The sequence below is a fragment of the Massiliimalia timonensis genome (assembly GCF_900186585.1).
GTDB classification, from domain to species: Bacteria; Bacillota; Clostridia; order Oscillospirales; family Ruminococcaceae; genus Massiliimalia; species Massiliimalia timonensis.
The window spans coordinates 870,849-883,197 of the sequence record NZ_FYDD01000003.1; the positions used below are offsets into that span (position 1 = coordinate 870,849).

The 12,349-nt window shown below is 47.9% G+C and carries 9 protein-coding genes; all 9 read right to left on the minus strand.

Annotated features, from left to right (window positions below; genetic code table 11):
• Positions 1-42: 42 nt before the first annotated feature.
• Positions 43-951 carry a translation elongation factor Ts gene (gene tsf, locus CIB36_RS06260; RefSeq protein ID WP_093988665.1) on the minus strand — a complete coding sequence of 303 codons (909 nt, stop codon included), beginning with the start codon at positions 949-951 and terminating at the stop codon, positions 43-45.
• Between the two features lie 85 nt (positions 952-1,036).
• Entirely contained in the window at positions 1,037-1,783 is a 747-nt protein-coding gene (gene rpsB / locus CIB36_RS06265) for a 30S ribosomal protein S2 (protein ID WP_093988666.1), read from the minus strand.
• Positions 1,784-1,982: 199 nt separating this feature from the next.
• Positions 1,983-2,840: a bifunctional methylenetetrahydrofolate dehydrogenase/methenyltetrahydrofolate cyclohydrolase FolD gene (folD, locus tag CIB36_RS06270; protein WP_093988667.1), complete on the minus strand. Its 858-nt coding sequence runs from the start codon at positions 2,838-2,840 to the stop codon at positions 1,983-1,985.
• On the minus strand, positions 2,840-4,021 hold the full coding sequence (gene lgt / locus CIB36_RS06275; protein WP_093988668.1) for a prolipoprotein diacylglyceryl transferase: 1,182 nt from the start codon (positions 4,019-4,021) through the stop codon (positions 2,840-2,842). Before lgt ends, folD begins: the two co-directional genes overlap by 1 nt.
• Before the next feature lie 106 nt (positions 4,022-4,127).
• On the minus strand, positions 4,128-5,405 hold the full coding sequence (gene yfmH / locus CIB36_RS06280) for an EF-P 5-aminopentanol modification-associated protein YfmH (RefSeq protein ID WP_093988669.1): 1,278 nt from the start codon (positions 5,403-5,405) through the stop codon (positions 4,128-4,130).
• Positions 5,406-5,427: 22 nt separating this feature from the next.
• Complete coding sequence (yfmF, locus tag CIB36_RS06285; RefSeq protein WP_093988670.1) at positions 5,428-6,708, minus strand: EF-P 5-aminopentanol modification-associated protein YfmF; 1,281 nt, start codon at positions 6,706-6,708, stop codon at positions 5,428-5,430.
• Between the two features lie 182 nt (positions 6,709-6,890).
• Positions 6,891-7,862 carry a 6-phosphofructokinase gene (gene pfkA, locus CIB36_RS06290; RefSeq protein WP_093988671.1) on the minus strand — a complete coding sequence of 324 codons (972 nt, stop codon included), beginning with the start codon at positions 7,860-7,862 and terminating at the stop codon, positions 6,891-6,893.
• 96 nt (positions 7,863-7,958) lie between these two features.
• Complete coding sequence (locus CIB36_RS06295; protein WP_093988672.1) at positions 7,959-11,426, minus strand: DNA polymerase III subunit alpha; 3,468 nt, start codon at positions 11,424-11,426, stop codon at positions 7,959-7,961.
• 19 nt (positions 11,427-11,445) lie between these two features.
• A complete protein-coding gene (gene whiA, locus CIB36_RS06300; protein ID WP_093988673.1) occupies positions 11,446-12,348 on the minus strand; it encodes a DNA-binding protein WhiA in 903 nt (300 codons plus the stop codon).
• Position 12,349 lies beyond the last annotated feature (1 nt).

Below are 12,349 nucleotides of genomic sequence, written 5' to 3' on the forward strand. Positions count from 1 at the left end.
CTGTTTCCCGTCAGGTAAAACAGTCCTTCCTATCGTTTCTAATTAGTTCATCATGCTTGCAACTTCGTCAGCAAAGTTGTCTTCTCTTTTTTCCAAGCCTTCGCCTTTTTCAAAACGAACAAAACGAGCCATTTTAATAGAACCGCCCAGTGCTTTTGCAGTGTTTTCGGTGTATTTAGCAACCGTTACATCACCGTCTTTGATAAATGGCTGTTCTTCCAAACAAACTTCTTTGTAGAATTTGTTGATACGGCCGGCTACCATTTTTTCGGCGATGTTAGCAGGTTTCCCTTCGTTGATTGCCTGTGCAGTTAAAATTTCTTTTTCTTTCGCTACAACATCTTCCGGAACGTCAGATTTGTTGAGGTACTGCGGAACTGCTGCCGCGATCTGCATCGCAACATCCTTTGCATATTCTTCAAAACCTTCTTTGTCAGCAACGTCAGTGTCAAACTGAACCATAACGCCGATCCGGCCGCCGCCATGAACGTAAGCAACCAAGTCGCCTTCCATTCTTTCAAAACGACGGATCTTCATGTTTTCACCGATGGTCAGGATCTTATCTCTCAGCTCTTCTTCCACTGTCATGTCGCCGCCAGCGCATTTCATGGTGTTCAGTTCTTCCAGGTTAGCCGGATTGTTGTCAATGATTGTTTTTGCAATATTGTTTACAAACTCAACAAACTGCGCATTCTTGGCAACAAAGTCAGTTTCAGCGTTTACCTCCAGTACAACGCCGGCCTTTTTCGCCGGGTCTACCACAGAAACGACCAAACCTTCAGCTGCGATTCTGCCTGCTTTTTTAGCAGCAGCAGCAAGGCCTTTTTCTCTTAAAATTTCAATCGCTTTATCCATATCGCCGTCTGTTTCAGTCAGCGCTTTTTTGCAATCCATCATGCCACAGCCGGTTCTTTCACGCAAATCTTTTACATCTTTTGCAGTAAATGCCATTATCATTTCCTCCTAAATCAAAAATTCTATCTGGTAAAAATGCCCGCGCAAATGATTCTTGCCCGGGCATTTACTCGCTTGTAAATTATTCAGCGGATTCTTCTGCTTCTACAACCTCTTCGGTTTCTTCCACAGCTTCTTCCATCTGTTCGCCCTGTCTGGATTCCAAAACAGCGTCAGCCATAGCGCCAGCCAACAGTTTTACTGCTCTGATCGCGTCATCGTTTCCAGGGATCACATAGTCGATGTCATCCGGATCACAGTTTGTGTCAACAATCGCAACAACCGGGATACCCAGATTTTTTGCTTCTGCAACAGCGATCTTTTCTTTTCTTGGGTCAACTACGAAAAGAGCTGCCGGCAATTTATTCATGTTTTTGATACCGCCCATGAATTTTTCCAGCTTTTCAATTTCCAGGTTCAGTTTGATAACTTCTTTCTTCGGCAGAAGATCAAAGGTACCGTCTTCCTGCATAGTACGGAGCTGCTCCAAACGTTTGATTCTGCGTTTGATGGTTTTAAAGTTGGTCATCATACCGCCCAGCCAACGAGCGTTTACATAGTGCATGCCACAGCGAAGCGCTTCTTCTTTGATAGAATCGCCTGCCTGCTTTTTGGTACCGACAAACAGGATCTCCCCGCCGTCAGCAACAACATCACGGACAAAGCTATAAGCTTCTTCCAGTTTTTTTACGGTTTTCTGCAGGTCGATGATGTAAATGCCGTTTCTTTCTGTGAAAATGTACTCAGCCATTTTCGGGTTCCATCTTCTGGTCTGGTGACCAAAGTGCACGCCAGCTTCCAAAAGCTGTTTCATTGAAACTACTGCCATAGTAATTTCCTCCTTCATAAATTTGGTTTGTTTCCGCCGTTTTGACCATTCCAGCCACCGGACCTATCCGGCACCCTGCTGGACGTTAGCAAAACGTGTGTAAGAGCAAGCAAAGCCTACTCTGCAAATTCTTGCTAGGTATTTCCATACCAAAAGCAGTATATATTATATCACAGTAAAAATCAAAATGCAAGTCCTTTTATTTAGAAATCTGGTTTTGGATCTTTGCCGCCGTCAATGTGTTTTTCATCAGCGTTGCAATCGTCATCGGCCCTACTCCGCCGGGTACCGGCGTGATATAGCTGCACAAAGGCTCTACTGCCGCAAAATCCACATCGCCGCACAGCTTCCCGTTTTCCAAACGGTTCATACCGACGTCGATCACTACAGCGCCCGGTTTCACCATATCCGCAGTTACAAAGTTAGCCCGTCCCACTGCGGCAACTAAAATGTCCGCGGTTTTGCAAATCTCCTTTAGATCCTGGGTTTTGGAATGGCAGATCGTCACTGTGGCGTTTTCATGCAGTAGCAGCATCGCCATCGGCTTGCCGACGATGTTGCTCCGTCCAATTACGACAGCGTGCTTACCAGCTACTTCAACGCCGGTAGAATGGATCAGATCCATACAGCCGGCCGGCGTACAGGGAAGGAAATCAAAATTCCCGATCATGATTTTCCCCACGTTTGCCGCATGGAACGCGTCTACATCCTTTTCCGGGGAGATGGTCGCGATCACCGCCTGCTCGTCGATCTGTTTCGGCAGCGGAAGCTGGACCAGTATCCCGTTCACCCCTGCGTCTTGATTTAAGGTATCTACAAGCTTCAAGAGCTCTTCCTGAGTCGTTTCCTCTGGAAGTGCATATTCGCGGGATTCGATCCCCACCAGTTCGCACGCTTTCTTTTTAGAATTGACATACACGCGGGAGGCCGGGTCGTTTCCGACGATCACAACTGCCAAGCAAACTGAAACTCCCTGTTGATTCAGCGCCGTAACCTCATCTTTCACCGCCATTTTGACGTCCATGGAGATTTGTTTCCCATCAATGATCGAAGCCATTATTCGTCCTTCCCTTCATATGTATCTGATTGTTTCTTTTCTTCCGTTTCTTCCTCATCGGCAGACTCAGTTTCTTCCGGCTCATCGTCAGAAACAACTTCTGTTTCTTTCAACACTTCCGGTTCTTCTATTTCCTCTGTGCTTTCCGATTCAGCAGATACTTCCTGTTCTGTTACATCCGGGGAATCCACCCCCTCTTCTGCTTCTTCGATTTCCATATCATCTTCCGGTCCAGAAACTTTCTGTTCCTTCTTAGCCATTTTTGCCGCTTTGCGTTCTTCTTTTTTCTCCTTTTGCAGCTGGGCATAGGCTTTCGGGTCTTTGTTGCGCAGTTGTGCCAGTTCCAGCAATTCTTTAGATTCCTCTGTCTTAACATAAAGCTTCAGGTATTCCGGATCGTTGTTCCGCTTGATGCGGGAACGGATCACCAACCAAACGATCAAAGCACCGATCAAAAGCAAGCCGGACAGGATCTGGGAAACCCTCAGGTTGCCAAGATACAAACTATCGGTTCTCAGCCCTTCGATCACCATTCTGCCGGCCCCGTACCACATCAGGTACATCAGCCCAACTTCCCCGTCAAATTTTCTGCGTTTGGAATAGAAGTGCAGCAGAATAAAGCCGATCAGGCACCAAACAGATTCATACAAAAAGCAGGGGTGAACAAGTGCTTCCTCGCCAGGAACACTCATCCCCAGCAGATAATTGTCAGAAACTGAGGAACCATACGCTTCCGCGTTTACAAAGTTTCCCCAGCGGCCCACACATTGCCCGATCAAGAAGCCCAGTGCGGTAACATCCAGCATGGGGAGCATCTTCACCTTGCGGATCTTGCACATGATCAATCCAAAAATCAGCGCGCCGATGATCCCGCCGTAAATGGCAAGGCCGCCGTTTCTGATGTTGAATATCTCCAAAAGATTGTCCTTATAGTTGTCCCACGAAAATACGACATAATAGATCCTCGCGCCGATGATCCCGCCGACCATACCGGCTAAAATAGCGTCGATAGCCCGGTCCGCATCCAGCCCGAACTGCTTCATGCGGGAGATGCCGTACGCGGCGGCCAGAATAAACCCAAATGCGATGATGATCGCATACCAGGCGATCTCCAGCCCGAAAACATCAATAAAGGGGTTCATGGTAAACTCAAGATTTAAATTAGGAAATGCTACGTTCATTGCTCATGATGATTTTACTGCCGCCAGCAGCAGTAAAACTTCCTCCTTAATTTATTTATTCTGCACATCCCGCGTTTTCATCAGGATGTGCAATAAGACAAGGTATTTACTCCAACGGTTCGATCACAGAAATCGCCATTTTTGATTCATCAAGAGAATCAGCAAACCGGCGTTTGATATCGCGGAAGCTCATAGCTTCTGCCACCTTGATGTTGTCATAAATATCAACATCAGCAAAATAGGAGCTCACCAGCCCGTTGGCAACGCTTTCCACTTTATTAAAGCCCCGCACGATCCTGCCGTACATGGATTTTTTGCAGCTCAGGAAATCTTGTTCGCTCAGTCCGCTTTTTCTTAGCCTGCGGATTTCTTTCAGCAGTTCTTCCTGAACCTTTTTCGGGTCTTTGGATTCCCCGGCAAAGATATTCGCAAAATATCCCCGGCCGCTGAACACCTCGGTACCAAAATCGTCATGGATCAGCCCGGCGTCATATAGGCGGCGGTATAACAGGCTTCCCTCCCCAGCCAGCATCTCCAAAAGGATCTCGCTTTCCATCTGGGCTTTCAGCCATTCCATCCCGCTGTACGGCGTTTCCTTAAATCCGATCTGGAACAGCGGAAGTGATACGCTTAGCTTTTGCAGGCATTCCTTCTCACAAATCGAATCCGGCTCGTCCGCTGTTTTTTGTATCAGCTTCACCTTTTCCGTATCCTTCAGGTTAGCTTCGATCACCTCTTCTGCTTCCTGTACCGAAAAGTTCCCGGCGATCGCCAAAACCATATTATTTAAATTATAAAAGGTATGGTAGCATTTGTAAAGAAGTTTTGCGTCGATCTTCGCAATACTTTCCACCGTGCCCGCAATATCGATCTTTACCGGATGGTTGTGGTACAGGCAGCCAAGCAGGTTAAAAAAGACACGCCAACCCGGATTATCTTCATACATCTTGATCTCCTGCCCAATGATCCCCTGCTCCTTTTCTACCGTCTCCTGAGTAAAGTAAGGCGACTGGACAAAGGTGAGCAGCGACTTCAAGGATTCCTTAAAATGGTTGGTGGTGCTGAACAGGTAACAAGTCCGGTCAAACGAGGTAAACGCATTTGCGGATGCCCCTGTTTTGGCAAACAAGCTAAATGCATCCCCGTCTTCACTTTCAAACAGCTTGTGCTCTAAAAAGTGCGCGACGCCCTCCGGCACAACAGTAAACTGCTGGTCGCTCCCGGATTTAAAGGTCATATCAATAGACCCCAGCCGTGTCCCAAACAAGGCATAGGCAGAACTGTAGTTCGGCATGGGGTACAGCAAAATCGTCAGCCCGGACGGATGCTGCACGTAATAATACTTTTCCTGTAATTTTTCATTCCTGACGATCCGTTTTTTCATTGTTTCAGAAAACCAGCCTTTCTTATACTTCTTTTCCTGTTAGGATATAGCAAATATCCAGCTTCAGCTGTTTGGAAGCCCAGATCACCTCGTCTTTGGTAATCGAGCAGATCTGCCGCGCTTCCTCTTCCGGGGAATTGGTGCTGCCGCAAAGGATCTGCCCCAGATAGAACGACTCAATGGAAGCATTGGAATCATTCACGGTACGGTAGCTGTTCACCATACTGAGCATCGCGTTTTTCATTTCCTCAGAAGTGATGTTTCCCTGCTGCATTTCTTCAATTTGCTTCAAAATTTCTTCCTTGGCTTTTTCAATATTTTCATTTTCTACACCGCAGTCGATCTTAACGATCCCCTTGGTGCGGTCCAGCCGGGCCGCGCAATAATAACACAGGCTCAGCTTTTCCCGGACGTTTAAAAACAGCTTAGACATCGGCGTACCGCCCAAAATGATCACCATAAGCCGCAGGGCATAAAGTTCCCGCGTGTTGCATGGGATCTCTGTCGCAAAGCCCAGCACCATCTTTGATTGGCTGACCTCCATCTGCACCGTCTTTTCGATCATTCTCTCTAACGGTGCATGAAGCTTTGTGGCAGTAAGACGTACATCACTCTTGCTGCGGCTCAACACCCGAAGCTGTTCCTTTGCGATCTGCTTGCAGACCTCCGCGTTCCCACTGCCTACGAATAAGATCTCGATCTGCGCGCTGCTTAAAAGCTGGTGATAAGCCCGTGTCACAGAGGCCGGCGTAATCGCCTTTACCTGTTCTACCGTTCCATATTCGCTCAACCCGTACGGTTCTCCCTCGCACATCAGCTGTGTGGTGCTTCTAAGCGCGAACATCCTTTTATCGTTGATTTCCGCCTCGATCGTGTCGATCAGCGCCTTTTTTTCCAGTTCCACTTCCGAAGCGGCGAACATCCCGTTTTCGGTAACGGGATGGAGCAGCATCTGAAACAGTACCTGCGAAATCTGTTCCGTCACCGGTTCCTGGTTTAGGGTAAACCGGTCGTCTACACTGATAATAGAAAGCGACAGCACCTGTTCATCCCCGAATTTTTCCACGTCATAATCCACGACTGCCCCATACAGGGAATTCAAATAGCGGTTAAACTGTGTAAAGTCTTTGTACTTTTCGCATCCTTTTCTCAGTAAACTTGGGATCAAGGCATTCTGCGCGGCAGAGCCCTGGTCCAGCGCTGTTACCAAGTGTACCTCGATCTGATTTGTTTTAAAGCGTTCGTCAGATACAGTATGAAAATAAATCCCCGGATATAATTCTTCACTCATCAACGCACACATTTCACGTCCTCCTATCTATTTCCATAAAGATCGTTTCTTCATTTTCGTTGGAATATCCTGACATAATAGTTTTATTATATCATATCTATTGCCCGATTTCCATGAAATATTTGCGAAATTTATGAAACTAGAAAAGGCGCTCCCAAAATTGAGAGCGCCTTTTTGTTTCACCATTCCTTCGATTAGAAGGAAATTTCATTTGCGATTTTATAAAGATCCATCGGAAATTCCTTTTTCATGCTCAACGCTTCCTGAATGTCAAAGTCGACCACTTCGCCCTTCTGAAGCCCGACCACACGGTTTCCAATCCCTTTTTCCAATAGTTCTACTGCATAGTAGCCCATCCGGCTTGCCTCTACACGGTCGCGGACTGTCGGATTACCGCCGCGCTGTACATGTCCCAAAACAGTCGCTCTGGATTCGATCCCAGTTGCCTCTTCGATCTGTTTGGCGATCTCATTCGAGCCGCCGACCCCTTCTGCTACCAAAACGATAAAGTTTTGTTTTCCAAGGCTCTGCGCTTCTTTGATCTTCGCAATGACATCTTCCATTTTCATTTCCAGTTCCGGAACCAAAATACAGGTCGCGCCACAGGCGATCCCAGTATTTAAAGCAATGTATCCCGCGCGGCGTCCCATCACTTCAACAACGCTGCAACGGTCGTGGGATTGGGAGGTATCGCGGATCTTATCTACCATTTCCATCGCGGTATTCATTGCGGTGTCATAACCGATGGTGTATTCGGTACATGCAATATCGTTGTCAATGGTACCCGGTAAACCAACACAAGGCACACCCGCTTTAGAAAGGTCGGCCGCACCGCGGAAAGAACCATCCCCGCCGATCACGACGATCCCGTCGATCCCGGTTTCCTCACAGGTTTTTTTCGCTTTTAAAACGCCTTCCCATTCTCTAAACTCCACACAGCGGGCGGTATACAGCATCGTGCCTCCGCGGTGGATAATATCGGAAACAGATCTCATATTCATTTCGACCATTTCCCCGTGGATCAAACCGTTATACCCACGTTGGATGCCAATGACCCGCATCCCCTTTTTCAAAGCCGCGCGGACCACTGCACGCGCCGCAGCGTTCATCCCCGGTGCGTCACCGCCGCTGGTCAAAATACCGATCGTTTTTTGCTTTGTATCCATGATGAAAGACCTCTCTTTTATCTCAAATTTTTCAAAGATTTCCTGATACCAATTTTAACAGATTTTATCAACCTGTCAACTATTACGACATACTTTTCACGTTTTATACACAACGGACTTTTCCGGCAAACATTTTTTCAGCTCTTTCAATAATTCTTCATTGATATTTGCATGCCGGTCCTTTACATGAAAATAGGACTTCTGATCCTCAAAATAGAAAATGACCTCAGCATTTCCCGGGAAATCAGAAAGAAGCTGCTTTACCTGCGGGATCATTGGGTCCTGCTTCCCGGTAAACTTTAAAAAGAGCTTCGGCTGTTTCGGCGCCCCTTCCCTGCTCTGCGCGGCAAGATCCCCAAGGGAAAAAATCTTTTCACACAGCACCTTCGGCGCTTCCTCCTCCTTAACTGAGACCTTTCCGCTGACCATCATGATCTGTCCTTCTGCGATCATCGGCGCATACTGCCCGTATACGTTTGGAAAGACGACTACCTCAATCCCTCCAGTCTTGTCCTCAAACTGAACGAATGCCATCGTTCCTCCGCTACGGGTAGACAACACCTTTTTGCTTTGAATAATCCCGAACAGGTTCACTCTTTTCCCGTCCAGCGACAGCTCCTGCCCTTCCTCCACTCCGGTCAGTTCTGTCACTTCTGTGACCGGAGCCTTGATCGACACCCTTCCCGCCTGGTCCAGCGGATGGCCGGAAAGATACAACCCCACCGTTTCCTTTTCCATTGCCAGCAGTTCGGAAACAGAATATTCCTCCGTTTTTGGGATATCGTAGGCAGGAGGAGCGTCCTCAACCAAGGCGAACAGACTGATCTGCCCTTCAATGTTGCGGCGTTTATTTTGGTCGATCTGGTCTACTACGCCCTCGTAAGCCCGCATCATCTCCTTGCGGTTATGCGGGAACGAATCAAACGCGCCGGACTTGATCAGGCTTTCGATAGCCCGCTTGTTGAGTTCCTTCCCGTAAAGCCGCTCACAGAAATCCGGCAAGGACTGATAAGGCCCATGCTGTTCCCGTTCAGCAACAATATTGCGGATGATCCCCCGCCCCAGGTTCTTGATTGCCAGCAAGCCAAAATTGATGTCTTCCCCAATAACCGTAAACCCCGCTTCGCTGACGTTGACATCCGGTGCTGTCACCCGGATATTGCTACGCTTGCAGTAGTTGATATACTCATTGATCTTTTCTGTATAGGACAGCACGCTGCTGAGCAATGCCGCCATATACTCCTGCTTGTAATGATATTTCAGGTATGCGGTCTGATAAGAAATATACGCATAGGCGGCCGCATGGGATTTATTAAATGCGTAGGAGGCGAAGCTTGACATCTCTTCAAAAATTTCGGTAGCAATTTTTTCGCTGACGCCGTTGTTTACAGCGCCGATACACTCCACTGTCCCGTCTTCCCGTTTCTTCCCATAAATAAAATTCTGCCGTTCCTTTGCCATTACATCTGCTTTTTTCTTCGCCATGGCGCGGCGCACCAGATCCGCCCTGCCGTATGAATACCCAGCCAGGCTGCGGCAGACCTGCATGACCTGCTCCTGGTACACGATACAGCCGTATGTGACCTCCAAAATCGGCTTTAACAGAGGATGCCGGTAGGTGACATGATCCGGGTGGTGCTTATTGTCAATATATTTAGGAATAGATTCCATCGGTCCCGGACGGTACAACGAAATGACCGCGATGATATCCTCTAAATTTTGCGGTCTCAGCTGGGTCAGCACCTGACGGATCCCTCCGGATTCCAGCTGGAACACCCCGTCAGTATCCCCGGCGGAAAGCATCTCGAAAACACCGTGATCATCCATCGGGATCTGCTCCAGAGTAAAATCCGGATGGCGTTTTCGGATCTCTGTTTCACAGGCCTTCATCACTGTCAGGTTCCGCAGCCCCAAAAAGTCCATTTTTAAAAGCCCTAGTTCTTCCAATGTAAACATGGGGAACTGGGTCACGACCACATCATCATTTTTCTGTAACGGGACGTAAGTATCCGCCGGTTCTCTGGTGATCACTACCCCCGCCGCATGGGTAGAGGCATGGCGGGGCATCCCCTCCAGCTTCATCGCTGTGTCGATCAGCTCCCGTGCCGAATCGTCTGTATCGTAAACGTTTTTCAACTCTTTTGATTGTTTCAGCGCTTTCTGGATCGTCATGTTCAGTACGGCCGGGATCATTTTAGCGACCACGTCGACCGCCTGATAGCTCATCCCCATGGCGCGCCCTGCGTCCCGCACCGCCTGCTTTGCGGCCATGGTTCCAAAGGTGATGATCTGCGCCACATGGTCGGAACCGTATTTTGCGATGACATAATCAATGACCTGCTGACGTTTTTCAATACAGAAATCAATATCAAAGTCGGGCATACTGACCCGTTCCGGGTTTAAAAACCGTTCAAAGAGCAGATCGTGCTTGATCGGGTCGATCCCCGTGATGCCAATGCAGTAAGCGGCAAGGCTCCCCGCACCAGACCCCCGCCCCGGGCCAACCGGGATATTATGCTCCTTCGCATAATGGATAAAATCATATACGATCAGGAAATAATCAATATATCCCATTTGGCTGATGACGTCGATTTCGTAGGAAAGCCTGTCCTGAAGTTCTTTGCCGGGATTTTCCCCAAAACGTTCCCGCAACCCCTTTTGGCACAAAGAAATAAAAAACTCCCGGTTATCCAGCCCATCCGGCGCTTTAAAATACGGCAGCTTTGTCATACCGAATTCAAAATCGAAATTACATTTGTCCGCAATTTCTACCGTATTTTCCAGCGCCTGCGGATACATTCCCAATACTGCATCCATTTCGTCATAGGACTTTAGGTAAAATTCATCTGTTTCAAATTCCATTGCCTGGGTCTGGCCGTAAACAGTATTTGTTTGAATACACATCAAAACAGCCTGAGTCTTGGCATCCTGCTTTTCAAGATAGTGGGTATCGTTGGTAGCGACTAATCCAATCCCCAATTCCCTTGCCAGACGTTCCAGCATAGGCAAAACCTGTTTTTGCGCTTGGATCCCATGATCCTGCAATTCAATATAGTAGTCGTCTCCAAATAGGGATCGGTAGAATTGAGCTGTTTCTTTCGCCTTTTCATACCCCTCCTGCAATAACTGTCTGGGCAGTTCCCCTGCAAGGCAGGCAGAGAGGCAGACAAGCCCCTCATGGTACTGCTCCAGCAGATCATGGTCGATCCTGGGCTTATTGTAAAAACCGTTTAAGTTTGCTTCCGATACCATTTTAATTAAATTTTGATAACCAATCCGGTTTTTGCACAGCAACACCAAATGGTAGGGCGAACTGTCAATTTTATGCACCTTGTCAAAGCGGGTACGCGGGGCGACATATACCTCGCAGCCAATGATCGGCTTAACGCCTTCTTCTTTACAGGCTTTATAAAAATCCACCACCCCGTACATATTGCCGTGGTCGGTGATCGCGATCGCTTTTTGCCCCAGCTTTGCCGCCTGTCTGGGCAGTTCCTTGATCCGACACGCCCCGTCTAACAGACTGAATTCACTGTGGACATGAAGATGGACAAAATCACTCACAACTATTTTCCTCTTCCTGTTATTTTTCTTTTCTCATTTCTTCCGCAATGGCGGACAATCGTTTTAACCGGTGGTTTAAACCGGAACGGGAAAGATTCGGGTCAATGACCTTGCACAGCTCCCCTAACGACAATTCTGGATATTTTAACCGTGCTTTCGCTGTTTTTTGAAGATCCTCCGACAAAAAAGAAAGCCCCTTTCCTGCACGGATCAGTTCAATATCCCGCACCTGTTTTACAGAAGCTGTCACCGTTTTCTGGATATTCGCAGTTTCACAGTTGGTGATCCGGTTCACGTTGTTGCGGACCTCTTTCACGATCTTGACATCCATCAGGTTCATTGCCGACTTAACTGCTCCCATAAAGGTGAGCAGGTCCTCGATATGTTCGCTTTCCTTTAAATATAATATATCTGTTTCTTTCCGGGTCGCCCTGTGAAAACGCAAGTCAAACCTTTCGCAAAAAGACGCAAACAAATCCGCCTGTTCCTTATCTAAAAAACGGAACTCCAAATGGTATTCCCGCGCCGGGTCTACGATCGTTCCACAGGATAAAAACGCCCCACGGAGCACTGCTGCCCGGCAGCATGCCTTTTTCACCTTTTCCAGAGCGTTCTTCATCGGAATTTCATACCGCTTTAAATAAGCCTGCCTGTCCTCTTTGTCCTCCAAGGTCAGCAGCAGCACTTTGTTCTTCCCCTTTGCCGAAAGATCGGGGTTTGTCACCGTCGCAATGACCCCAATGTCCTCCACCAGATTTTCCGCCAAAAATTCGACCACTTCCGGGCGGTCCGAACGGTATAAGATCTCCGGGCTCTGCCTTTGGCACAGCGAAAGCGCCATGTAGGTACACAGAAACCCGCACTCCGGACAATGGAATTTTGCATGGCACAATTCCTGTTTCACCGACTGTGAAAACGTCATG

Excerpts from the sequence above, each read along its gene's own strand:
- tsf (WP_093988665.1), bottom strand. The coding sequence starts at position 951 with ATGGCATTTACTGCAAAAGATGTAAAAGATTTGCGTGAAAGAACCGGC.
- rpsB (WP_093988666.1), bottom strand. The coding sequence starts at position 1,783 with ATGGCAGTAGTTTCAATGAAACAGCTTTTGGAAGCTGGCGTGCACTTT.
- folD (WP_093988667.1), bottom strand. The coding sequence starts at position 2,840 with ATGGCTTCGATCATTGATGGGAAACAAATCTCCATGGACGTCAAAATG.
- lgt (WP_093988668.1), bottom strand. The coding sequence starts at position 4,021 with ATGAACGTAGCATTTCCTAATTTAAATCTTGAGTTTACCATGAACCCC.
- yfmH (WP_093988669.1), bottom strand. The coding sequence starts at position 5,405 with ATGAAAAAACGGATCGTCAGGAATGAAAAATTACAGGAAAAGTATTAT.
- yfmF (WP_093988670.1), bottom strand. The coding sequence starts at position 6,708 with ATGTGTGCGTTGATGAGTGAAGAATTATATCCGGGGATTTATTTTCAT.
- pfkA (WP_093988671.1), bottom strand. The coding sequence starts at position 7,862 with ATGGATACAAAGCAAAAAACGATCGGTATTTTGACCAGCGGCGGTGAC.
- whiA (WP_093988673.1), bottom strand. The coding sequence starts at position 12,348 with ATGACGTTTTCACAGTCGGTGAAACAGGAATTGTGCCATGCAAAATTC.